At 67.5% G+C, this 23,166-nt stretch carries 25 protein-coding genes and 1 riboswitch; of the genes, 7 read left to right on the top strand and 18 right to left on the bottom strand.

The genetic code is table 11. The annotated features are described in order from the left end of the window. The 3 genes from FFS49_RS34995 to FFS49_RS34985 form a co-directional block, all read right to left on the bottom strand. Nucleotides 1-601, bottom strand: a 601-nt coding sequence (locus FFS49_RS34995; RefSeq protein WP_171026884.1) for a TolC family protein, incomplete at its 3' end; no start/stop codon positions are given. Next, a complete protein-coding gene (locus FFS49_RS34990) occupies nt 598-879 on the bottom strand; it encodes a hypothetical protein (RefSeq protein ID WP_046549141.1) in 282 nt (93 codons plus the stop codon). The genes FFS49_RS34990 and FFS49_RS34995, both read right to left, overlap by 4 nt. Nucleotides 880-969: 90 nt before the next feature. Beyond that, nucleotides 970-1,374, bottom strand: coding sequence for a DUF2946 family protein (locus tag FFS49_RS34985; RefSeq protein WP_105817365.1), 405 nt, complete (start codon nt 1,372-1,374; stop codon nt 970-972). A 244-nt stretch (nt 1,375-1,618) separates the two neighbouring features. Here FFS49_RS34985 and FFS49_RS34980 point away from each other — a divergent pair, with 244 nt between their 5' ends. Then, entirely contained in the window at nt 1,619-2,290 is a 672-nt protein-coding gene (locus FFS49_RS34980; RefSeq protein ID WP_105817366.1) for a heavy metal response regulator transcription factor, read from the top strand. Continuing rightward, a complete protein-coding gene (locus FFS49_RS34975) occupies nt 2,287-3,708 on the top strand; it encodes a heavy metal sensor histidine kinase (protein ID WP_105817367.1) in 1,422 nt (473 codons plus the stop codon). The genes FFS49_RS34980 and FFS49_RS34975 overlap by 4 nt, the downstream gene beginning before the upstream one ends. Here FFS49_RS34975 and FFS49_RS34970 read toward each other — a convergent pair. The 4 genes from FFS49_RS34970 to FFS49_RS34955 all read right to left on the bottom strand — a co-directional run bounded on the left by FFS49_RS34970 (nt 3,705) and on the right by FFS49_RS34955 (nt 6,798). Then, the gene (locus FFS49_RS34970; RefSeq protein ID WP_105817368.1) at nt 3,705-4,913 is read right to left on the bottom strand and encodes an MFS transporter; all 1,209 of its coding nucleotides are present in this window, start codon (nt 4,911-4,913) and stop codon (nt 3,705-3,707) included. The genes FFS49_RS34975 and FFS49_RS34970 overlap by 4 nt on opposite strands. A 131-nt stretch (nt 4,914-5,044) precedes the next feature. Next, nucleotides 5,045-5,230 carry a DUF1289 domain-containing protein gene (locus FFS49_RS34965; RefSeq protein ID WP_083417650.1) on the bottom strand — a complete coding sequence of 62 codons (186 nt, stop codon included), beginning with the start codon at nt 5,228-5,230 and terminating at the stop codon, nt 5,045-5,047. A gap of 2 nt (nt 5,231-5,232) precedes the next feature. Then, a complete protein-coding gene (gene dmeF / locus FFS49_RS34960) occupies nt 5,233-6,510 on the bottom strand; it encodes a CDF family Co(II)/Ni(II) efflux transporter DmeF (RefSeq protein ID WP_105817369.1) in 1,278 nt (425 codons plus the stop codon). 12 nt (nt 6,511-6,522) lie between these two features. Next, nucleotides 6,523-6,798: a metal/formaldehyde-sensitive transcriptional repressor gene (locus FFS49_RS34955; RefSeq protein ID WP_039354022.1), complete on the bottom strand. Its 276-nt coding sequence runs from the start codon at nt 6,796-6,798 to the stop codon at nt 6,523-6,525. Between the two features lie 120 nt (nt 6,799-6,918). Next, a riboswitch (yybP-ykoY riboswitch) is annotated at nt 6,919-7,093 on the top strand. Nucleotides 7,094-7,167: 74 nt separating this feature from the next. Here FFS49_RS34955 and FFS49_RS34950 point away from each other — a divergent pair. Then, entirely contained in the window at nt 7,168-8,178 is a 1,011-nt protein-coding gene (locus FFS49_RS34950) for a sodium:calcium antiporter (protein WP_105817370.1), read from the top strand. A gap of 81 nt (nt 8,179-8,259) precedes the next feature. Here FFS49_RS34950 and arsH read toward each other — a convergent pair whose 3' ends face one another. The 10 genes from arsH to gstA all read right to left on the bottom strand — a co-directional run bounded on the left by arsH (nt 8,260) and on the right by gstA (nt 18,558). Beyond that, nucleotides 8,260-8,982, bottom strand: a complete 723-nt coding sequence (arsH, locus tag FFS49_RS34945; RefSeq protein WP_105817432.1) for an arsenical resistance protein ArsH — start codon at nt 8,980-8,982, stop codon at nt 8,260-8,262. Next, nucleotides 8,975-9,397 (bottom strand): arsenate reductase (glutaredoxin), encoded by a 423-nt coding sequence (gene arsC / locus FFS49_RS34940; RefSeq protein ID WP_046549132.1) that lies wholly within the window; start codon nt 9,395-9,397, stop codon nt 8,975-8,977. Before arsC ends, arsH begins: the two co-directional genes overlap by 8 nt. Before the next feature lie 20 nt (nt 9,398-9,417). Next, a complete protein-coding gene (arsB, locus tag FFS49_RS34935) occupies nt 9,418-10,488 on the bottom strand; it encodes an ACR3 family arsenite efflux transporter (RefSeq protein WP_105817371.1) in 1,071 nt (356 codons plus the stop codon). Continuing rightward, a complete protein-coding gene (locus FFS49_RS34930) occupies nt 10,485-10,817 on the bottom strand; it encodes a metalloregulator ArsR/SmtB family transcription factor (protein ID WP_105817372.1) in 333 nt (110 codons plus the stop codon). The genes arsB and FFS49_RS34930 overlap by 4 nt, the downstream gene beginning before the upstream one ends. A 131-nt stretch (nt 10,818-10,948) precedes the next feature. Further along, the gene (locus tag FFS49_RS34925) at nt 10,949-11,317 is read right to left on the bottom strand and encodes a copper-binding protein (RefSeq protein WP_105817373.1); all 369 of its coding nucleotides are present in this window, start codon (nt 11,315-11,317) and stop codon (nt 10,949-10,951) included. Next, a complete protein-coding gene (locus tag FFS49_RS34920) occupies nt 11,314-14,520 on the bottom strand; it encodes an efflux RND transporter permease subunit (protein WP_105817374.1) in 3,207 nt (1,068 codons plus the stop codon). Before FFS49_RS34920 ends, FFS49_RS34925 begins: the two co-directional genes overlap by 4 nt. Then, entirely contained in the window at nt 14,517-16,058 is a 1,542-nt protein-coding gene (locus tag FFS49_RS34915) for an efflux RND transporter periplasmic adaptor subunit (RefSeq protein ID WP_105817375.1), read from the bottom strand. Before FFS49_RS34915 ends, FFS49_RS34920 begins: the two co-directional genes overlap by 4 nt. A gap of 11 nt (nt 16,059-16,069) precedes the next feature. Then, nucleotides 16,070-17,362 (bottom strand): TolC family protein, encoded by a 1,293-nt coding sequence (locus FFS49_RS34910; RefSeq protein ID WP_105817376.1) that lies wholly within the window; start codon nt 17,360-17,362, stop codon nt 16,070-16,072. A 92-nt stretch (nt 17,363-17,454) separates the two neighbouring features. After that, complete coding sequence (locus tag FFS49_RS34905; RefSeq protein WP_071333268.1) at nt 17,455-17,838, bottom strand: hypothetical protein; 384 nt, start codon at nt 17,836-17,838, stop codon at nt 17,455-17,457. A gap of 87 nt (nt 17,839-17,925) precedes the next feature. Further along, on the bottom strand, nt 17,926-18,558 hold the full coding sequence (gene gstA, locus FFS49_RS34900; RefSeq protein WP_105817377.1) for a glutathione transferase GstA: 633 nt from the start codon (nt 18,556-18,558) through the stop codon (nt 17,926-17,928). A gap of 136 nt (nt 18,559-18,694) precedes the next feature. Here gstA and FFS49_RS34895 point away from each other — a divergent pair, with 136 nt between their 5' ends. The 4 genes from FFS49_RS34895 to FFS49_RS34880 all read left to right on the top strand — a co-directional run bounded on the left by FFS49_RS34895 (nt 18,695) and on the right by FFS49_RS34880 (nt 21,972). Beyond that, nucleotides 18,695-19,087: a helix-turn-helix domain-containing protein gene (locus FFS49_RS34895; RefSeq protein WP_039353988.1), complete on the top strand. Its 393-nt coding sequence runs from the start codon at nt 18,695-18,697 to the stop codon at nt 19,085-19,087. A gap of 31 nt (nt 19,088-19,118) precedes the next feature. Beyond that, the gene (locus FFS49_RS34890; RefSeq protein WP_039353986.1) at nt 19,119-19,487 is read left to right on the top strand and encodes a hypothetical protein; all 369 of its coding nucleotides are present in this window, start codon (nt 19,119-19,121) and stop codon (nt 19,485-19,487) included. A gap of 47 nt (nt 19,488-19,534) precedes the next feature. Continuing rightward, complete coding sequence (locus tag FFS49_RS34885) at nt 19,535-20,404, top strand: hypothetical protein (protein ID WP_105817378.1); 870 nt, start codon at nt 19,535-19,537, stop codon at nt 20,402-20,404. Nucleotides 20,405-20,586: 182 nt separating this feature from the next. After that, a complete protein-coding gene (locus FFS49_RS34880) occupies nt 20,587-21,972 on the top strand; it encodes an MFS transporter (protein ID WP_105817379.1) in 1,386 nt (461 codons plus the stop codon). A gap of 57 nt (nt 21,973-22,029) precedes the next feature. On the opposite strand, the gene FFS49_RS34875 is transcribed toward FFS49_RS34880, so the two are convergent. Beyond that, complete coding sequence (locus tag FFS49_RS34875) at nt 22,030-23,106, bottom strand: C45 family peptidase (protein WP_105817380.1); 1,077 nt, start codon at nt 23,104-23,106, stop codon at nt 22,030-22,032. Nucleotides 23,107-23,166: the final 60 nt, after the last annotated feature.

Raw genomic sequence — 23,166 nt, 5'->3', positions numbered from 1 at the left:
TCGCTGCCGAGCAGGCCGCGCTCCCGGCATCGCGCACCTGCCGCGCATAGTTCGCGGCCTGCTCGGCAGCGACGGCCTCGACGTACGCGCGACGTGCGTCGGCTGCGACCTTCAGCATCGCGTCGGCCGTCTCCAGCCTGGTCTGCTCGAAACGGCGGCGTTCGATGTTCGTCGCGAGCGGCATCGTCAGCAGCGCGAACACGTTCGCCGAGAACGTGCGGCCGAGCGTCAGCTCGCCATCCCCCGCGCGGGTGCGGCTGAATGCGAAGCGCGGGTTCGGCAGCCGGCCGGCCTGGACGAGATCGGCTTCCGACAGGCCCAGCTCCGCATACGAAGCCTGCAGCCCGCGGTTGTTCAGCAGCGCGACCTGCACCGCGTCGTCCATCGACAGCGGCTTTGAAAGCAGCTCCTTCGTGCGCTTGTCGACGGCTTCGCGGTCGGCGTCGGTCCTGACCACGACCGCGTCTTTTCCGATGCGTTCCGACGCGGCGGACGAAACCGCGTCGAAGCCGCCGTCCTTCGAAAACGTCGTGCAGCCCGCGAGGAAGGCCAGCACGGCCGCGGCCGCGCCGATCCTCGGCGATATCGCAAGCATCGTCATGGCGCGGCGCCTCCGTGCTTCGAATGGGCAGCGCCGCTTCCGGCCGCGCCGCCCGTCGACCGTCCTTTCGCGGGCCGTTCCATCACGTCGCGGTTCAGTTGTTTCCAGCCGGGGCCTTCGTCGTCCCGATACGGCCGATAGCTGTCGAATACGGATGTCACGGTGATATCCGGCACCGCGGCGGCGGCGTCCGCGGGATCGGGCAACGGGGTTTGCGCAAGCGCGAGCGACGGCATGAGGGCCGCCGCGCCAAGCAGCGCCGCAGTAGTCAATCGCATGAACAGGTTTCGTCGTGAGTCGTCCGGCGGGCGTGATGCCGCCGCCGGAGCGGATTGCAGAGCGCGGCGGGTCGGGGCCGCGGGCAGGGTCTAGGCGAGAAGCCGGCGCGGCGGCCTGTCGATGCCGCCGGTCAGGAACGACACGACGACCGGCGTCGGAGCGAAAGAAACGAGCGCGATACCGATACCCGGCGCGACGGGCGTCGCGGGGAAATCCGCCATGCCGGTGCCGACGCAGCAGGACCCGCATGCGGAACACGGCTGTGCATGTCGCGCATGGTCGTCGTGCGTGTGCTCGTCTTCATGCTGGCCACCATGCGCGCTCGACATCGCATGCGGCGCGACCCTGTCATCAGCGCGTGCGCCGTCTTCCACGTGCGGCATTGCCACGACCGCATCCGCGCCCGCACACGCCATCGACACAGCCGCGAACGACTGGATCGGCAGGCTCAGCGCCAGCAGCACGACGACGAGGAATTTGCGCCAGTACGACATGGATGCGGAATCACGCAGGCAACGACCGGATGGGCCGGCGCAGCGCCACGACGGCGCGCTCCGGGGACACGACGGCCGCAGCTTATCGTCGCCGCGGTGACGACGACATGGCCGAAACATGACCGCGGTTTCATGACAATTCCGTCATCCGGCGGTCACGCTTCGGGCACGCGCGGCGCCCTAAGCTCACGCGTTACACTGACCGGCTGGAATCACGGATGAATCACGGACGGCCTGCCTCACCATGCGGATACTGATAGTCGAAGACGAACCCAAGATGGCGTCGTACCTCCGGAAGGGGCTGATGGAGGCGAGCTACACGGTCGACGTCGCGGAAAACGGCAAGGACGGGCTGTTCCTCGCGCTGCACGAGGATTTCGATCTCCTCGTGCTCGACGTGATGCTGCCGGAACTGGACGGCTTCGAGGTGCTCAAGCGGCTGCGCGCGCAGAAGCAGACGCCCGTGCTGCTGCTCACGGCGCGCGAGGCGATCGAGGACAAGGTCGCCGGGCTCGAACTGGGCGCCGACGACTACCTGCTCAAGCCGTTCGCGTATGCCGAGTTCCTGGCGCGCATCCGCTCGCTGCTGCGGCGCGCGCCGCGCAACGCGCGCGACATCCTGCATGTCGCCGATCTCGAAGTCGACCTGATCCGCCGCCGCGTGCGCCGCGCCGACACGCGCATCGACCTGACCGCGCAGGAATTCGCGCTGCTGCAGCTGCTCGCCGAGCGTGAAGGAGAAGTGCTGACGCGCACCTTCATCACGTCGCAGATCTGGGACATGAATTTCGACAGCGACACGAACGTCGTCGACGCGGCGATCAAGCGCCTGCGCGCGAAGATCGACAACGCGTATGAGAAGAAGCTGATCCACACGATCCGCGGCATGGGCTACGTGCTCGAGGATCGTTCGTGACGCAGCGCCCGGCCTCGTATTCGCTGCTGCGGCGGCTGACGCTCGCGTTCGCCGTCGTCGCCGCGCTCGTGTTCGCGCTGACCGGCGCGTACCTGTATCGCTCGCTGTCCGCCGAGCTGACGCGGCGCGACGACATCGAGATCTCCGGCAAGCTCAACCAGTTCCTGCAGCTCGCACACGCGAGCGGCTCGATCGCCGCGCTGCGGGCCGATCCGGCCGTGTTTCATGAGGTGCTGCTGTCGCACCCGGGCGTGTATCTCGGCATCTACGACGCGCGGAACCGTGCGCTCGTCGAGCATTCCGACGAAGCCGGCAATACGCTGGCGTCGGTGATCGCCGCGCCGCATCCGGCCGGCGCGACCGGCATCCCGTTCACGTGCGCGCCGCCCGGCATCGGCACGTCGCGCTGCGTGTATGCACGCGCCACGCTGCCGTCCGGCGACGCGATCCAGGTCGCGCTCGCCCGCACGGCGACCGATCGCCAGTCGCTGCTCGAAAGCTATCGCGTCGACATCTGGCTCGCCGCGGCCGCGGGCGCGCTGCTGGTCGGCGCGCTCGGCTACGCGGTCGCGTCGCGCGGCCTGCGCCCGGTCGAGAGCCTCGGCCGGCAGACGTCGCGCATCGAGGCGCACAACCTGAACGCACGGCTCGACGCGCGCGGCGGCCCGGTCGAGCTGCGTGAGCTCGCGACGTCGGTCAACCGGATGCTCGACCGCCTCGAACGCGCGTTCGTGCGGCTGTCGCAGTTCTCGTCCGATCTCGCGCACGACATGCGCACGCCGCTCGCCAACGTGATCAGCTCGTCGCAGGTCACGCTGTCGCGCGCGCGCACGACCGAGGAATACGAAGCGCTGATCGATTCGAACATCGAGGAATGCGAACGGTTGCAGCGGATGATCGAGAACATGCTGTTCCTCGCGCGCACCGATAACGCACGGCAGCACCTGAAGACCACCGAGCTCGACGCCGGCAGCGAACTGCGCCGGCTCGCATCGTATTTCCAGGCACTGGCCGACGAAGCCGGCGTGCGCATCGACGTGCACGGCGAAGCGCCGGTCGTCGCCGATGCGACGCTGTTCCGGCGTGCCGTCAGCAACCTCGCGTCGAACGCACTCGAACATGCGGAAGCCGCGTCGACGATCGAGCTGGCCGTGTCCATGCACGGCAGCTACGCGGTGGTCGAAGTCACGAATCGCGGCGCCGCGATTCCGCCCGAACAGGTCGACAGGATCTTCGAACGCTTCTACCGCATCGATTCGTCGCGGCACGGCGCGGCGCGCAACGCGGGGCTCGGGCTCGCGATCGTGAAGTCGATCATGGAGCTGCATCGCGGCAAGGTCGAGGTCGCGAGCCGCGACGGGCGCACGACGTTCGCGCTGTACTTTCCGCGCGGCACCGCGCGCCAGATTGCGTGCTAGTGCGCCTGGCCGGCACCGAATGACGTGCGGCCGCGGACGAGCAACACGATGGTCGCCGCGCTGAACGCGGCCCCTGCATAGAACGTCGCCGCGGCGCCCATCCGATCCCACAGGAATCCTGCGACGACGCTCGATACGAGCGTCGCGACGCCGCTGACCAGGTTGAACACGCCGAACGCCGTCCCTCTCAGATCGGCCGGCGCGGCCTGCGCGACCATCGTCGCGAGCAGCCCTTGCGTCATCCCCATATGGAGCCCCCACAGCGCGACGCCGACGAGTACGATTCCCCAGTGCGTGCCGTGTGCCAGCACGAGATCGGCCGCGATCAGCAGGACGAGGCCGGCCACCATCAGTTTCGCGTGGCTTGTCGTGTCGGCGAGCTTGCCGAACGGGTAGGCCGACCATGCGTAAACGACGTTCATCGCCACCATCACGAGCGGCACGAGCGCGACGGACACCCCGCTGCCCATCGCGCGCAGCACCAGAAACGCCTCGCTGAAGCGCGCCAGTGCGAATACCGCGCCGACGGCGACGACCCACCAGTAGCGGGCGCCGAGTTGCGCGACGACATCGCGGCGGATCGGATTGACGCGCGCGTCGCCCGGCGCGCGGGCCGGCTCGTCGATACCGAACGCGAGCAGCGCCACGGCCAGCACGCCGGGGATCACGGCCAGCCAGAACGCGAGGCGGAAGTCGTCGTGCCACGCCAGCATGATGACGACGGCCAGCAGCGGCCCGAGGAACGCGCCCACGGTGTCGAGCGCCTGCCGCAGCCCGTAGGCTGCACCGCGCAAGTGAACCGGCGTGATGTCAGCCACGAGCGCGTCGCGCGGCGCGCCGCGGATCCCCTTGCCGATCCGGTCGACGATCCGTGCGGTCACGACGACGCCGATCGTCGGCGCGAGCGCGAACAACGGCTTGCTGAGCGCGCCGAGCCCGTATCCGGCGACGGCCAGCCATTTGCGATTGCGCAGGTAGTCGCTCAGCGTGCCGGAGAACACCTTGACGACCGGCGCCGTCGCCTCGGCGATCCCCTCGATGACGCCGATCGCGGTCGCGCTCGCGCCGAGTCCCACCATCAGGAACATCGGCAACAGGCTGTGGATGATCTCCGACGACACGTCCATCAGCAGGCTGACGCACCCGAGCACCCAGACGCTGCGCGGGATCTGGCGAAGAATGCGGGGCGACGTCTCGGTCTGCATGGGCTGCTCCCGGTTCAGGCTTCCCGATGCTGGATGCCGGTGCTCGTCATACTACTGCGCCCCGCGACGAAACCGCACGCACCGGTTGTCGTACGCAGGCCTTATGTCGTCTTGTGCCGCCGTGTGCCGCCCTATTCCGCCGTCTCGCGCCGGATCTTCGCCTGCCGGCGCGTGCGGTCGTTCAGTATCTGGTGCCGGCGATGGTCGGTCATCTTCTTCCAGTCGCGCGCCTCGTCGCGCGTGCGCAGGCAGCCCACGCAGAATCCGGTGCGGCCGTCGAACGCGCACAGCTCGACGCATGGCGATTTCACGGCCACGATCAGGCCGCCTTCGCCGGCGCCATCACTTCGACGGTCACGTGTGAAACGCCGTCGAAGCGCGCGACGAGCGCATGGTAGAAACGCGCGTCACGCGCGGCGTCGCGTGTTTCGACCGACACGATCGCGCTCATGTGCCCGGGCCCGACCCGCCACACGTGAAGATCGTTGACCTTGTCGCCGAGCGACTCGATCGCCTGGCGTACACGCTCCGCCAGCTTGCGATCGACGTTGACGTCGAGCAGGATGCCGCCCGTATCGCGCATCAGCCCGTACGCCCAGTTCGCGATGACGAGTGCGCCGATGATGCCCGCGAGCGGATCCATCCAGACCCAGCCGAACGTACGGGCGAGCAGCAGCCCGACGATGGCCAGTACCGACACGGCGGCATCGGCGATCACGTGAACATAGGCGGACCGGATGTTGTGATCGCGGGCCGCGGCGGCGTGCACACCTTCGTGATGATCGTGTTCGACGAACGTCAGCGCATGCTCGTTGCCGTTCAGCGTCACGATCGCATCGAACGCATGGGGCTCGGGAATGGTCTCGCGCGATTCCAGGAAGCCGTTCCGCGCAACCATCGTGAATTGCTGTCGCGACTGGTCGGGACGGACGGTCGTGATCGATGCGGAAACCCCGTCGACGCTCGACTCGCCGGTTGCCGGCGCGATCCGGAACACCGGCGGCACACCGTCCTCGAACACCGATACGTCGAACACGCCGGCTTGCGAGAAGACCCGCATAGCTTCGTCCGCGTGATCGTCGTGCGCGTGGCCGTGGTCATGCCCGTGGTGATGCCCGTGATGGTGGCCGTGGTGATCGCCGCTCAGCAGCCACACGCTCGCCAGGTTGACCCCGAGGCCGAGCACCGCGATCGGAATCGCCTCGCCGAAATGGATCGGCACCGGCGACAGGAATCGCGCGACGGCCTCGTAGCCGATCAGGATCGCGATCATCGCGAGCACGATTGCGCTCGTGAACCCGGCCAGGTCGCCCAGCTTGCCCGTGCCGAACACGAAGCGCGGATCGTCGGCATGCCGGCGCGCATAGGTATAGGCCAGCGCGGCGATCAGCATCGCGCCCGCATGCGTCGACATGTGCAGCCCGTCGGCGACGAGCGCGAGCGACCCGAACAGCGTACCGCCGACGATCTCGACCACCATCATCGCCGAGCACAGGCCGATCACCATCCACGTCCGCCGCTCGTTCTGCTCGTGCGCGGCGCCGAGGAAGATATGGTCGTGCCCCGCGCCGAACGCGTCATCGATGAAATTGCTCATGTTCCGCCCCGATTACTTGAAATAGCTGTGCACCACGTCGATCAGCTGCTCGGTCGCGCTGCCTTCGTGCTCATCCGGCCCATGTGCATCGACCATGTGTTCGCGGATGTGGTCTTCCAGCACGACGGCCAGCAGCCCGTTCATCGCACCGCGACAACTCGTGATCAATTGCAGCACCTCGTTGCAGCCGCGCTCTTCGCCGAGCGCGCGCTCGATCGCCTCGACCTGGCCCTTGATGCGGCGCACGCGGTTCAGCAGCTTCTGTTTTTCACGAACGGTATGGCTCATCGCCGACTGACTCCTGGATAGGGAGGGGGAGTATATATCCGGAACGCTGCCCCTATAGGGGAGAGGGGTATATTTTTTCGAGATGAAGGCTTGTCGAAAGCCATCCGCTCGTCTAGACTGCCTTTCGTCTTTGGGGAGTAGCCTGCTTTCCGTCCCCGGAAAGCGAACGCGTCAACACACTCGGCCTGCGGCCGTGGCGCGTTCAGCCTGATCGGCCTGGCGAGACCATGGGCGCATCGCGTCGTTCCTGGTCGGACGTCGGCGGATGCGCCATGGTTTGTCAGCGTCCGACCACGGAGTCCCCATGTTTCCCGCCGCCTTCTCCCCGCGTTTCGCCGCCGTCCGCGCCCGTGCCTGCGGAGGTGCCGCATGACTTTCATGTTCCTCGAACTGGCGTTCATGCTGGTCGTCATCCTCGTCGCCGCCGAGGTCTTCACCAATGCACTCGAACATCTCGGCGAGCGCCTGAAGATTTCCGAAGGCGTCACCGGTTCGCTGTTCGCCGCGGTCGGCACAGCGTTGCCCGAAACGATGGTGCCGCTGCTTGCGCTCGCCGGCGGCACGGCGAACCAGGCCGTGAACGAGGAGATCGGCGTCGGCGCGATTCTCGGCGCACCGCTGATGCTCGCGACGCTCACCACCTTCCTGATGACGCTGGCCGTGATCCGCTCACGCGGGCTGCGCGGCACGATCGCGCCCGAGCGCACGGGCTTCGTGCGCGACATGAACTACTTTCTCGCCGCGTTTTCGCTGGCCACCGCCGCGATGTTCGTCCCGCATCAGAACTGGGCCGTGCGTGCGCTGCTCGCGGCGATGCTGGTCGGTATCTACGTGATGTATGTCGTGATGACGTTCCGGGCGTCGAACCAGCTCGTCGATGCCGGGCACGGCACCGAAGCGCCGCACACGATGTTCCTGTCGCGCCTGGGCGTGCCGACCAACCTCGCGACGATCGCGCTGCAACTGCTCCTCGGCGTCGCGCTGCTGGTCGGTGGGGCGAAGGGCTTCATTCACGGCGTGGAAGGCGTGTCGCACGTGCTCGGCGTATCGGCGCTGCTGCTGTCGCTGATCATCGTGCCGATCGCGACGGAACTGCCGGAGAAGGTCAACAGCGTGCTGTGGATCCGCCGCAGGAAGGACACGCTCGCGTTCGGCAACATCACCGGCGCAATGGTGTTCCAGGGCACGCTGCTGCCGGCGATCGGCATCATGCTGACGCCGTGGGAGCCGCGCCCCGAAGTGCTGACTGGCGTGATCATCACGCTCGCGGCGGCGGCGTGGCTGCGCGTCAATGCACGCGCGCGCGGGCTCGCGATCTGGGCGTTGCTCGCGAACGGAGCGGGGTATGCGGGTTATCTGGTCCTGACGCTGGCGCGCTGAACTTGCTCGACGGACGCGCCGGGCATGATTCCGCTGCCCGGCGCGAACGAAGCATCGTCGCGCCGCATGCCCGCACGCGATTCAGATGCGCGCCTGGTTCACGCGCTGCGACAGTTGCTCGGCGCTTTCCTTGCGCTCGCTGTAGCGGTCCGTCAGGTAAGCGCCCACGTCGCGCGTCAGCAGCGTGAACTTGACCAGTTCCTCCATGACGTCGACGACGCGATCGAAATACGCGGACGGCTTCATCCGGTCGTCGTCGCCGAACTCCATGAACGCTTTCGCGACGGACGACTGGTTCGGGATGGTCAGCATGCGCATCCAGCGTCCGAGCACGCGCATCTGGTTGACCGCATTGAACGATTGCGATCCGCCGCTGACCTGCATGACCGCCAGCGTCTTGCCTTGCGTCGGCCGCACCGCGCCGACCGACAACGGAATCCAGTCGATCTGCGCTTTCATCACGCCGGTCATCGCGCCGTGCCGCTCGGGGGAGCACCACACCATGCCCTCCGACCATTGCACGAGCTCGCGCAACTCGGCCACCTTCGGGTGGTCGTCGGGCGCATCGTCGGGCAGCGGCAAGCCGGCCGGATTGAAGATCCTTGTTTCGGCGCCCATCGCCGCGAGCAACCGCGCCGCCTCCTCGACCAGCAACCGGCTGAACGAGCGCGTACGCAATGACCCGTAGAGCAGGACGATTCGAAGCGGATGCGTCGACGGCTGCGCGGGCTGCAGCCGGCTCGCGTCCGGCACACGAAAGAGCGCGGCGTCGAGTTGCGGCAGATCGTTCAATCGCTCAGACACGCCGGCCCTCCGCATCGATCACGATTTCGCCGTCTTCCTTCGCAAACGGCCCTTGCTGCGGATCGGGCAGGATATCGAGCACCTGCTCGGACGGGCGGCACAGCCGCGTGCCGAGCGGCGTGACGACGATCGGGCGATTGATCAGGATCGGGTGAGCGACCATGAAGCCGATCAGGTCGTCGTCGCTCCATTTCGGATTGTCGAGATCGAGTGCGTCATAGGGTGTCCCCTTGCGACGCAGCACGTCGCGCACCGGCACGCCCATCGCCGCGATCAGCGCGCGCAGCGCTGCGTGGCTCGGCGGCGTTTCGAGGTAAAGCACGACGCGCGGCTCGACGCCCGAGTTGCGAATCATCGCCAGCGTGTTGCGCGACGTGCCGCAATCGGGGTTGTGATAGATCGTGATGTCGGTCATTTCCGTATTCCTGAATGATTTCACGCGCACTCGTACCAGCCCTTCGAGCGGTTGACGACGCGCACGACGAGCAGCATCACCGGCACTTCGATGAGCACGCCGACGACGGTCGCGAGCGCGGCGCCGGAGTGGAAGCCGAACAGGCTGATCGCGGCGGCCACGGCCAGCTCGAAGAAATTGGACGCACCGATCAGCGCCGACGGACACGCGATGCTGTGCTTCTCGCCGACGAGGCGATTGAGCCCGTACGCGAGCGCCGCGTTGAAGAACACCTGGATCAGGATCGGCACCGCGAGCAGCGCGATCACCAGCGGCTGCTTCAGGATCGCCTCGCCCTGGAACGCGAACAGCAGCACCAGCGTGGCCAGCAGCGCGGCGATGGACCACGGGCCGATCTTCGTCATCGCGCGGTCGAACGCCGCCTGCCCCTTCGCGAGCAACAGCCTGCGCCACACTTGCGCGAGGATCACCGGGATGACGATGTAGAGCACGACCGACGTGAGCAGCGTCGCCCACGGCACCGTGATGGCAGACATCCCCAGCAACAGGCCGACCAGCGGCGCGAACGCGATCACCATGATGCTGTCGTTCAGCGCGACCTGCGACAACGTGAACAGCGGATCGCCGCCCGTCAGCCGGCTCCACACGAACACCATCGCCGTGCACGGCGCGGCGGCCAGCAGGATCAGGCCGGCGATATAGCTGTCGATCTGGTCGGCGGGCAGCATCGGTGCGAACAGCTGCCGGATGAACAGCCAGCCGAGCAGCGCCATCGAAAACGGCTTGACGAGCCAGTTCACGACGAGCGTCACGCCGATCCCCCGCACGTGCTGCCGAACCTCGTGCAACGCGCCGAAATCGACCTTGACCAGCATCGGCACGATCATCACCCAGATCAACAGCCCGACGGGCAGGTTGACCTGCGCGTATTCCATGCGGCCGATGTGCTGAAAGAGCCCGGGCAGCGCCTGGCCCAGCGCGATGCCGAGCACGATGCACAGCGCGACCCACACGCTCAGGTAGCGCTCGAAGAAACCGATGGCGGGCGGGGCCGCCACGGCCGGCGGACGCGCAATGTTCGAGCCGGTCATGCGCCGCCTCCGCAACAGTCGGGTGCTGCCGGTACGCCGCAGGCCGCGCCGGCGCAGCAGTTCTCGGTCAGGAACCCGATGAGCCCGCTCATCGATTCGAAATTCGCCGCGTAATAGATGAACCGGCCGTCCTGGCGCGCGGTGACCAGGTCGGCGTGCGCCAGATCCTTCAGATGAAACGACAGGCTCGATGGCGACAGCCCGATCTGCTGGGCGATCGCGCCGGCCGGCAGCCCTTCGGGCCCGGCCACGACCAGCGCACGAAAAATGGCCAGGCGCGCTTCATGAGCAAGCGCGCCCAGCGCGCGCACGACGAGATTGGAGTCCATGGCGCGAAGGATAGCGGCTTCATTTCAACATTTCAAGTATCGTTGAAATATAACCGCCTCCGGCCCCGCACGTCTGGCGCCGGTGCAGCCGCCCGCCTCACGGACAGGCGACGCCCCGGCACATCGTCAGGTCAGGACGCCTTCACCAGCTTGACGATCGTCAGCGTGCCGTCGACCTTCTCGATCCGCACCTTGACCTTGTCGCCCGCATGCGCGTGCTCGAGCATCGCTGCGTCCTTCGCCTTGAACGCCATCGTCATCGGCGGCATCCCGACGTTCTCGAGCGCGCCGTGCTTCAGCGTGATCTTGCCGCTTGCGGCATCGACCTTCTTCACTTCGGCGTCGGTCAGTGCGGCACTCGATTCGGTTGCCCCGCCTGACGACATCTTCATGCCGGACATGTCCATACCGGCCATGTCGCCGGCAGCAAAGACGGGGGTGACGAACGTGCCGCCAGCAAGAACGGCGGCAGCAACGGTAACGGTAGTCAGTTTCTTCATCGGGATTCTCCGGTTGGGGTGGATGGCACGTTCGTGCCGTGGGGAACTGCTTCGGAATGCCATGCATGACCCGCGCTTCGCGCACGACGGCGCTGCAGCAGGAGCCATGCGGCGGGAATGACGAACATCGACAGCAGCGGCGCGGTGACCATGCCGCCGACCATCGGCGCGGCGATGCGCTGCATCACTTCGGAGCCGGCGCCGTGCCCGACCATGATCGGCACGAGGCCGGCGAGCACGACGGCGACCGTCATCGCCTTGGGCCGCACGCGCAGCACCGCGCCTTCGCGGATCGCGTCGAGCAGCAGTGCATCGGTCAGCGGTTCGCCGGCGTCGAGCCGTCGCTGCAGCGCGCCCTTCAGGTACAGCAGCATCACGACGCCGAACTCGGCGGCCACGCCGGCCAGCGCGATGAAGCCCACCGATGTCGCGACGGACACCGCATGGCCGAGCGCCCACACGAGCCAGAAGCCGCCGACCAGCGCGAACGGCACCGTCGACATCAGCAGCAATGCATCGGCCGCCGAGCCGAACGTGAGGAACAGCAGCACGAAGATCACGACGAGCGTCACCGGCACGACGGTGCGCAGCTTGGCCGCCGCGCGCTCGAGATACTCGAACTGCCCCGACCACGCGATCGAATAGCCGGGCGGCAACGCGACCTGCCGCGCGACGGCCTGCTGCATCGCGCACACCGCGCTCTGCAGATCGGTGCCGCGGAGGTCGACGTACACGTAGCCGGACAGCCGCGCGTTCTCGCTGCGGATCATCGGCGGGCCGTCGGCGATCGCGATGCGCGCGACGTCGCCCAGGCGGATCTGCGCGCCGCGCGCGGTGACGACCGGCAGTTGCCGCAGGTTCTCGACCGAATCGCGCACCTCGCGCGGGTAGCGGATGTTGATCGGAAAGCGCTCGCGCCCCGCGATCACCTCGCCGACATCGTCACCGCCGACCGCCGTCGACACGACCGACTGGACGTCGGCCACCGACAGCCCGTAGCGCGCGGCGGCGAGCCGGTCGATATCGACGTCGATGTAGCGGCCGCCGTTCAGCCGCTCCGCGAGCGCGGACGTCACGCCCGGCACGGGCTTCACCGCGGCCTCGACCTGCTTCGCGATCGCGTCGATCCCGGCCAGGTCCGGCCCGGAAATCTTCACGCCGACGGGCGTCTTGATCCCGGTGGACAGCATGTCGAGCCGGTTGCGGATCGGCGGCACCCATACGTTCGACAGCCCCGGCACTTTCACCGCGCGATCGAGTTCGTCGACGAGCTTCTCCGGCGTCATGCCGGGCCGCCATGCGCTGCGCGGCTTGAACCGGATCGTCGTCTCGAACATCTCGAGCGGCGCGGGATCGGTCGCGGTATCGGCGCGGCCCGATTTGCCGAACACCGTGTCGACCTCGGGCACGGTCTTGATCAGCCGGTCGGTCTGCTGCAGCAGTTCGCTCGCCTTGTCGGCGGAGATGCCCGGCAGCGCGGTCGGCATGTACAGCAGGTCGCCTTCGTCGAGCGGCGGCATGAATTCGCCGCCGAGCCGCGACACCGGCACGGCCGTCAGCACGAGCGCGACGACCGCGATGCCGATCGCAACCCACGGGCGCCTGAGCGTCGCCTCGAGCAGCGGCCGGTACGCGCGGATCAGCACGCGGTTGATCGGGTTCGCATGCTCGTGCGGAATGCGGCCGCGCACGAGATAACCCATCAGCACCGGCACCAGCGTCACCGACAGCCCGGCGGCGGCGGCGATCGTGTAGGTCTTCGTGAACGCCAGCGGCGCGAACAGCTTGCCTTCCTGCCCCTCCAGCGAAAACACCGGGATGAACGACAGCGTGATGATCAACAGCGAGAAGAACAGCGCGGGCCCGACTTCCGCGGCCGACGTCGCGACGAGTTCCCACCGTCGGGCCGGCGTGATCGGTTCGCCGGGATGCGCGTGGTCGTACGCTTCGAGATGCTTGTGCGCGTTCTCGATCATCACGATCGCCGCGTCGATCATCGCGCCGATCGCGATCGCGATCCCGCCGAGCGACATCAGGTTCGCGTTCACGCCCTGGTAGCGCATCACGATGAACGCGGCCAGCACGCCGAGCGGCAGCGACAGGATCGCGACGAACGCGCTGCGCAGGTGGAACAGGAACACCGCGCAGACGAGCCCGACGATCACGAACTCCTCGATCAGCTTGTCCTTCAGGTTGCCCACCGCGCGCTCGATCAGCTGCGAGCGATCGTAGGTCGTGACGATTTCGACGCCGGGCGGCAGCGAACGCTTCAGGTCGGCCAGCTTCGCCTTCACCGCATCGATCGTGGTCAGCGCGTTCTTGCCCGAACGCATCACGACGACGCCGCCCGTCACCTCGCCCTGCCCGTTCAGTTCCGCGATCCCGCGCCGCATCGCCGGGCCGACCTGGATGCGCGCGACGTCGCCGAGCAGCACCGGCGTGCCGGCGTCGTTCGTGCGCAGCACCACGTGCCGGAAGTCGTCGAGCGTACGCAGGTAGCCGGTCGAGCGCACCATGTACTCCGACTCGGCCAGCTCGACGACCGAACCGCCGGACGCCTGGTTCGCGTTGCCGAGCTCGGTCGCGACTTCCGCCTGCGTGATGCCGTACGCGCGCAGCCTGTCCGGATCGAGCACGACCTGGTATTGCTGCACCATGCCGCCGATGCTCGCGACTTCCGACACGTCGGGCACGGCCTTCAGCTCGAACTTCAGGAACCAGTCGTTGAGCGCGCGCAGTTGCCCGAGATCGTGACGGCCGGTGCGATCGACGAGCGCGTACTCGTACACCCAGCCGACGCCGGTCGCATCGGGCCCGAGCGACACCGTCGCGCCGGCAGGCAGCCGGCTCTGCGCCTGGCTCAGGTATTCGAGCACGCGCGAACGCGCCCAGTACGGATCGGTGCGGTCGTCGAACAGCACATAGACGAACGCGTCGCCAAACGACGAATACGCGCGGACGGTTTTCGCACCGGGCACGCCGAGCAGCGTGGTCGTCAACGGATAGGTCACCTGATCCTCGACGATCTGCGGCGCCTTGCCCGGATACGACGCCTTCACGATCACCTGCGTATCCGACAGGTCGGGCAGTGCATCGAGTGGCGTCTGCCGCAGCGAATGAACGCCCCACGCGGCAATCAGCACGGTGGCGAGCAGCACGAGGAACCGGTTGCGGACGGACCAGCGAATGATGTGCGCGATCATCGTTCGCCTCCCTGCGGTTCGACCTTCGTCAGCCGGTAGCCGTCGTCGCCCTGCGTGAATGCGAAGCGCACCGTCTGGCCCGGCTTCACGTCCGGGAACGCGGTGGCCGACGGCTTGCCGAACGCCATCGTCATCGCGCCCCAGCCGAGCGCGGGAACGGGTTGATGCGACAACGTGATGTCGTCGGCCGTGACCTGTTCGACCTTGCCGGTGGTTTCGTAGATCGGCGCCGCCGCAGTCGGCGTCGACGCTTTCTGCGCCGCTGCCGTGCTCGCGCCGGTGCCGCCTTCCAGCCGCGGCAGCACGCTTTTCAGGCTCGCCTCGGAATCGATCAGGAACTGTCCCGATGCGACGACCGTGTCGCCTTCGCTCAGTCCGCCAAGCACTTCGGTGTCGCTGCCGACGTCGTTGCCCGTCGTCACCGTCACGGGCTGCAGCCGGCCATCGCCGTTCTTCACGATGACGATCGAGCGCTTGCCGGTCGCGATCACCGCTTCGGACGGCACGAGCAGGCGCGACACGCTCTGCCGCGCGGCGACCCGCACACGCATCAGCATGCCGGGCGTGAGCTTCAGCGCCGCGTTGTCGATCTCCACGCGCGCCTGCAGCGTGCGGCTGCTCGTGCTGATGCCGGGCAGTACTTCGCGGATGCGTCCGGTGAAATGCTGTGCCGCATCGCCCGCGAACGTCGCGTCGACCGCCATCCCCGGCTGCACGTTCAGCGCGAGCGCTTCCGGCACCTCGACGATGAGCCACAGTGTCGACAGCCCGGCGATCTTCGCGAGCGTCTGACCGGCTGCGACCATCGCGCCGTCGCGCACGTTCAGTTCGCTGACGACGCCGGTTTCCGGCGCGCTCAGCACGACGTGCGTCTGCGCGCGGCCGGTGCGATCGAGGCTCGCGATCATGCCGTCGGGAATCGACAGCGCCCGCATCCGTGCGCGCGCCGCATCGAGCAGGCTGGCGTCCATCCCGCCGCGCTTGAGCGCGAGGTATTCCTCCTGTGGCGCGAGCCAGTCGGGCACGAACAGCGACGCGACCGGCGCGCCTTTCGCGATGCGCTGCATCGGTGCGCGCGCATAGAGACGGTCGATGTAGCCGGTCACGCGCGACTGGACGACATCCGCGCGCGATTCGTCGAACTGCGTGGTGCCCACCGCATCGAATCCTGCCGTCGTCTGCTGCCTGCGCACGGTCGCGTAGCGGATGCCGAGGTTCTGCTGCAGGCCCGGATCGATCCTGATGCCGGACGCGCCGCCGCCGCCGTCCGCGTAGACGGGCTGCAACTGCATGTCCATGAAGGGTGACTTGCCCGGTTTGTCGAAGTGCTGGTTCGGCACCATCGGGTCGTGCCAGTACAGCACCTTGCGGCCGGTCTTGGGGTCGGTATTGCCGGGCGACGTCGAGGCGGCAACGGCGGTGTCCGTTGCCGCCGCGGCCTTCGCCGCATGGCGGGCGCCCACGAAATAACCCGTGCCGAGCAGCATGGCACCGGCGAACGCCAGCACGGCCGCGCGGGCCAATGTTTGCTTCGTCATGTCGTTCTCCCTTATTGCGCGGCGGCCAGCGTCGACGGCACGACCTGGTATTCGAGCTGCGCCCAGGTCAGCGACACCTCGCGCCGGAGATCGAGCACCTGCAGTTGCGCATCCAGTTGCGCGCGGCGGGCAGCAAACGTATCGGCGAGCGAGCCGGTGCCCGCGCGGTAGGCCGCGTTCGCCAGTTGCACGCGCTGGTCGGCGGCGGGCAGCAATGCGTCGCCGAGATTCGCGATGCGCGCACGACCGCTCGCAAGCATCGCGGACTGCGTGCGGATATCGGCCTGCACCTGGCGCAGCGTGTCCTCGTACATCAGGCGCGCCTTCGTCGCGAGCGCGGCCTTTTCGGCGACGTCGCGGTTCTGGCGGTTCTTGCGATTGAGCGGCAGCGGGATCGTGACGCCGACGGACACCATGTTCGAATACGCGCCGCCACGCTGCTGGTACGCGACTTCCCAGGTCCAGTTCGGGCTGCGTTCGCTGTTCGCGACGGCGGTATCCGCTTCGGCAACCGCGATATCGTCGGCGGCAGTGATCAGCGCCGGTTGCGACAGCCGCAGCTCGTCCGGCGGCAGCGACGACACGAACGACTCCGGCGCGGGCGGCGTGCCGGCGACGTCGCCAACCGGCACGGCGGTCCAGCGCGACAGCGCGATGAGCGCGGTCTGGTAGACCTGCTGCGCTTTCAGCAGTTGATCCTGCGTCTGCGCGAGCATCGCCCGCGCCTGGACGACGTCGGCCGCACTCGCCTTCGCGCCGCGATACGACGCCTTCGTCGCTTCAAGCTCATGGTTCATGTGATCGAGCAGCGCCTGCTGCAGCGCGAGCGCCTGCTTCGCGTAGACGGCGTTCAGCCATGCCGTCGCGGTTTGCTGGCGCACGCTCGCGAGCTGCGCGAGATAGCCGGCGCGCTCGCGCCCGACCTGCTCGTTGGCAAGCGCCGAGCGCAGGCGCCGCTTGTCGCCGGACACCCACTCCTGCTCGATGCCGATGCGGCGCATCGTCATGAAGTCCTGGCCGACGGTGAAGCGCTGGCCGCCATTGACCGGCAGGTTGTCGATGCCGGCCTTGAGCGTCGGGTCGGGCAGCTGGCCGGCCTTCACGGCCGCCTCCGCGCTCGCGTGCACCGACGCCTGGGCGGCCTGCATCGAAGCGGAATGATCGGTGGCAGCCTGCAGCGCGGCGTCCAGCGTGAAAGGCGATGGCTGCGCGTGAACGGCGCCCGCCACCAGCAGCGCCGCCCAAAGCATGGGCGCGCGCCGACGCGCACGCTGCGCAAGCGGCGTGCCGAAATGGAATGACATGGTTGAACCCCAACGGCGGAACCCCAAAGGGATTCCACGTCCTGATACAGGACGAACCTCACCGCGAACGCGGCGAACCTATCGGATCGGGATCAGCTGATGCGTGGAGGGCGCCACAACCCGTTCGGATCGCGGACCGGGAGGATTTGCGCGTAGTGGAACGCGACGGTGCTGGCGAATGCTGCGGGGCGACTGACTTCGGCGCGAGCGGCCGGATGATAGAGACTGCCGAACTGGCATTGCGCCGTCAGCTTGCAGGCCATGCCCTTCGCTTTCGCGTGGGACTTGTCGACGGAAGACGGCTTCATCGAATCGCAGCCCGGCATGTCGGCGGACATGCCGGCGTCCATGTCCGTCGACATCGACATGCCCTGCTGCATCATCGGACATTCCCCGGCCAGGCCGCTGGCTGCCAGCCCGCTGATGGGCAGCACCGCGCAGAGCAGCAGCAGGATGATCGTCCGGAGGAATTTCATGGCGGGGATTATAGCGCGGGGTTTTGCCGTGTGGCGGGGCGTCGACGAAGCGTAAGGATGCGCCGACTCCGCCACCGCCGTCGCCTGCTACCGCGCGAGCCCATCGGCCTCCAGCACCTGCTGCACCGCCGGCCGCGCCCGCACCCGCTCGTACCACGCACGCAGATGCGCATACCGGGTCAGGTCGATATCCGCGTGGTACACGGACCGCATCCAGTCGGCCTTGCCCCAGCCCGTCAGCGCGAACAGGTACGCATCGGCCACCGTGAACGTGTCGCCCGTGACGAACGTCTTGCCTTCGAGCTGACGGTCGATCCAGGCGAAACGACTATCGAGCTTCGTTCTCGCCGGGTCGACGTATTTCCCTGCCTGCACCGCGTACAGCAGCGGGATGAAGCCTTTGTGGATCTCGGTGCCGAGGAAGTTGAGCCACTCCATCAGCCGATAGCGTGCAAGCGTGCCGTAGGCGGGCGCGAGCCCCGCATCCGGACGCAGATCCGCGAGATACTGCGCGATCACCGGCCCTTCTCGCAGCAGCGTGCCGTCGTCGAGTTCGAGCAGTGGCACGTAGCCGAGTTCGGTCACATCGTAGTAATTGCGCCCGTCTTCAATGACATGCTTGCGCGCGTCGACCTTGATGACCTCCGCGTCGATGCCGCCTTCGCGCAGCACGATGCAGATGGCCTGGGAACAGCTTCCCGGAGCGTGATAAAGCTTCATGCGTGTCCTTCGTGAGTTGTCCATGTATCGATTCGCCGCGACGCGGGCGCTAATATCTCGCATCGGCGCAAGGCTGTGAAGACGGCAGTCGTTTGTGCCGTAGTCACAAAAAATTTACCGACCAGGATTCGGCGCGATGAAAACGAGTGCGACAGGATGTTCCGTTGAAGAAGCGATGCGCCTGCTCGGCGGCCGCTGGCGGCTGCTGCTGGTGTCGTATCTGCTCGACGGGCCGCGGCGCTTCAGCGACCTGCGGCGCGACATGCCCGGCATCTCGCAACGGATGCTGACGCTCGACCTGCGCGCGCTGGAAGATGCCGGGCTCGTGCGGCGTACCGTCTATCCGGAAGTGCCGGTGCGGGTCGAGTACGACCTGACCGCCGACGGCGACCGGCTGCGGCCCGTGGTCGAAGTGATGCGCGAATTCGGGCTGTGGCTGAAGGCGCGCGATGCCGATGCATCGTGCGACACCGGCGTGACGCCCGGCGCGGCAACCGCGATCGACACGGCCCTTCATTCAACCCGATAACCCCTACTCCCTTACGCAGGAACCCCGATTCATGGAACTTCACGCCACCATCGGCGCGGCGACGTCCGATCTCGATGACGACGAAAGCTTCGCCAACATCTACTGCCACGACGCCGAGCAGGACTATTGCTTCGCGCTGTCGCGCTTTCCGGACGACGCGCTGATCGAAGTGATGGTGCGCGACCAGGTCAACGTGCGCGTCAAGGATCTGTCGGTCCGCCTGACGGACGACACGATCGACGTCGAGATCGAACCCGGCATCGCCGCGCGTCTCGACGGCCAGACACGCTACGTGATCCATCTCGCGCCCGGTCAATACGATCCGGTCACGCTGCGCGCCGCGCTGAAGGAGATCTTCGTCGGCAAGGACGGTTTTCAGGACGACAGCACGCGCGGCTAGGCAGTCGCCAGCCGGTTCATCCTCGACTTTCGCTCCTACGCCTGCCCATGACGCGCTCCCCGCGACTCCACCCGCTTCCCCGCGTTGCCGCGACCGTGCTGCTTCTCGCCGCGTGCGTATCGCTCACGCGTGCCGCGCACGCCGCCAAGCCGCTGCTCGCATTCAAGGTCGACGACACCGTCACGGCCCGCGTCGAACGCGCGGACAGCGCGCACATCACCGTGCGCTTCCTGCCGAGCGGCAAGACGCAAACGCTCGACGTCACAGCCAGCGACGAGGAAGGCCACTATCACCTCTCGTCGGACGACTACAACTTCGACGGCCACCGCGATCTCGCCATGCACGCGACGCTCGGCATGGTCAACGACAGCTACGGCATCTACCTGTACGACCCGGCACGCCAACAGTTCGAGCCGCTGCGCATGCCACCGAGCAACATGCCGCACGGCAACTGCGACGACCTGGTCAACGTGGTCGCGAAGCCGAAAGAGCGCACGCTGTACAGCTCGTGCCGCGGCGGCCCGATCTGGTACACCGATGCGTACCGCGACGATGCCGGCGGCAAGCTGTATCTGTACCAGTCCAGCGAAGCGATCCCCGACGACCTGCGCGACCTGCTCGACACCGATTCCGGCCCGTCGTCGATGCTGCTGACCTACGACGCACAAGGCAAGCGCGTGTCGCGCCGCCCCGACGCGTACGGCGGCGGCACCGTCACGTTCAAGGTGCGCCCGGCGCGACTGCCGCTGCACGACGCGATGAACGACGCACCCACGCGCCGCTACGTCGTCGCGGGCGACACGGTCGAGCTGATCGACACGAGCGCCGATTTCCAGTGGCTGAAGGTGCGGTATCGCAACCCGCACGCAGGCGCGGTGCAGGGCTGGGTCAGCGCGAAGGAGGCGATGGCCAACTGATGCACGCGGCGGCGTGATCGCCGCTCATTCCCACATATTGAGCGCGTCACGTCCCATTAATAGGGATGCCTGTCCAAATGTTGACGTGCTTCCCGCCGCGGCTCTAACGTTCGCCCCAACGCCATTCGATTCGGCCGCCCCGCTCGCGGGTGACGGCCTGGCACAGAACACAGGAGACAACCGTGGCTCATTCCGCGTCGCGCACCCACGCCAATCCGCCGGAACAGTTGCCCGCACATGCCGGCATCGCATCCGATCCTGCCGCCCGTGCAGCCGCCGCGCAGACAACAACGCCCAGCCGCAAGCGGCTGCTGATCCTCGCGTTGCTGTTCGTCACAGTGGTGATCAACTATCTCGACCGCAGCAACCTGTCGATCGCCGCGCCCGCGCTGTTCAAGGAACTGAACATCGATCCGGTGCGCGCGGGCCTCGTGTTCTCCGCGTTCGGCTGGACCTACGCGCTGATGCAGATCCCGGGCGGCTGGCTCGTCGACAAGGTGTCGCCGCGCGTGCTGTATGCGGGCGCGCTCGCACTGTGGTCCGCCGCGACGCTGCTGCTCGGCTTCGCGGGCTCGTTCGTCGGGCTGATCGTGCTGCGCCTCGCAGTCGGTGCGCTCGAAGCGCCGGCGTACCCGATCAACAACCGCGTGGTGACGACCTGGTTCCCGACCCGCGAACGCGCAAGCGCGATCGGCGGCTACACGTCGGGCCAGTTCGTCGGCCTCGCGTTTCTCACGCCGGTGCTCGCCTGGCTGCAGGTGCATCTCGGCTGGCACATGGTGTTCGTCGCGACCGGCCTCGCCGGCATCGTCTGGGCCGCGATCTGGTATGCGGTATATCGCGAGCCGCGCGCGTTTCGCGGCGTCAACGCGGCCGAGATCGCACTGATCCGCGACGGCGGCGGCCTCGTGGATCTCGAAGACCGCGTCGCGGCGCGCACCGAACGCGCACCGTCGACGTGGCGCGACCTCGGCGTCGTGCTCGGCCGGCGCAAGCTGTGGGGCATCTATCTCGGCCAGTTCGCGCTGAACTCGACGCTGTGGTTCTTCCTCACGTGGTTCCCGACCTACCTCGTCAAGTATCGCGGGATGGATTTCATCAAGTCCGGCTTCCTCGCGTCGCTGCCGTTCCTCGCCGCGTTCGTCGGCGTACTGTGCTCGGGCGTGCTGTCGGACTGGCTGATGCGCCGCGGCGCATCGCAGGGCTTCGCACGCAAACTGCCGATCATCTCGGGGCTGCTGATCTCGACCTGCATCATCGGCGCGAACTACGTGACGTCGACGGGCTGGGTGATCGCGTTCATGACGATCGCGTTCTTCGGCAACGGCTTCGCATCGATCACGTGGTCGCTCGTGTCGGGGCTCGCGCCCGCGCGGCTGATCGGCCTCACCGGTGGCGTGTTCAACCTGATCGGCAATCTTTCAGCGATCGCGACGCCGATCGTGATCGGGCTGCTGGTGGACGGCGCCGACTTCTCGCGTGCGATCACCTACATCGCCGCGATGGCGCTTGCGGGCAGCCTGTCGTACGGGCTGCTCGTCGGCAAGGTCGAACGTATCGACGCATAAGCGTCACGAGGGCGGCACGCGCGTGCCGCCCGGCCTTACCACTAACCGCACGTCGCGTCAGAACCGCAGCGCCCCGTCGCGCGCGAGGTCGTGCGGATTGCCCGCCACGTAGTCGAGCGCGCACGCATCGGTATCGATGCCGACGGTCAACAGTGTTGCCCAGCGCTCGGTGTCGGGCATCGACAGGTCCGGATGGAAACACACGACGGCCTGATCGCCGGCCGCCCCGCACATCGCCGCCGCGCGTTCGCGCACGTCGGCACTCGTCATCCCGTTCACGACATCATTCAGGTGCGCGAAGCGCTCGCGCGTGGTCGAACTGTCCGGCATGCACTCGCCGCCGCTCAATGCGCGATCGAGGAAGTGATTCGTATGCAGCAGCCAGCCGTCCGGACGCGGCACCACCACACCGACGTCCGACGGGCTCAACTCGATGCTCGCCGCGCGCGGGTTCGCGTCATGCCGCGTAAATACGGTCAGCACCGTCGACGCGCTCACGCGCGCAGTGCGCGCAATGTCGATCGCTTCCTGCACCGTCGTCGCGTCTTCGAGCAGGCGCCGTGCGATGGCATGCACCGGCACGCCGGCGCTGTCGTTGTCGCTCGCGTGATGCAGGATGTTGAAGTGCAGCCCGAGCCCCGCGCTGTTCACGCCGAGCTTCGCCAGCATCCCGAATTCGGAGAACAGCTTGACGGTACGGCCGTGCGGCGTCGCGAACTGCATCAGCAGCCCCTGCGGCGCGAGGCTGTCGTGCCAGTCCCACGTCTGCAGCGTGCGCGGCGCTTGCGGGCCGGCCGGCGCATGGACGGTCGTCGAGCACTCGCCTTCGGCCGATGCGGGTGCCGTGGCGAGAATCTCGGTGCGCGCGTTCAGGCACGCGAGCTGCCAGCGCGGCAGCTCGACGCCGTCGGCGATCGCCTCGACTTCGGCGGCGAGGCGCGGGCACCATGCGCCGAGCGAGGCGAGACTCGCTTCGCCGATCTCCCGCGCGCGCTGCAGCGCGATGCCGAGCTTCGGGAAGAACGCGAGATACAGCGCGACCGTCTCGCGGATCTCCGGCGCGAAGCGCTCGCCGATCAGGCGGCCGCGCTCGCGCGGATCGGTGATGTCGGTCACGAAGGTGTGCAGCTTCAAGGTCAAATCTCCTGGGTTGAATGCGCCGGGCCCGCGCGGCCCGGCGCGTGATGCATCGTG

The sequence above is a fragment of the Burkholderia sp. 4NA327C6 genome, assembly GCF_005502655.1.
GTDB classification, from domain to species: Bacteria; Pseudomonadota; Gammaproteobacteria; order Burkholderiales; family Burkholderiaceae; genus Burkholderia; species Burkholderia contaminans.
The sequence above is the reverse complement of the archived record's forward strand: the minus strand, read 5'-3'. Positions and strand labels throughout refer to the sequence as shown.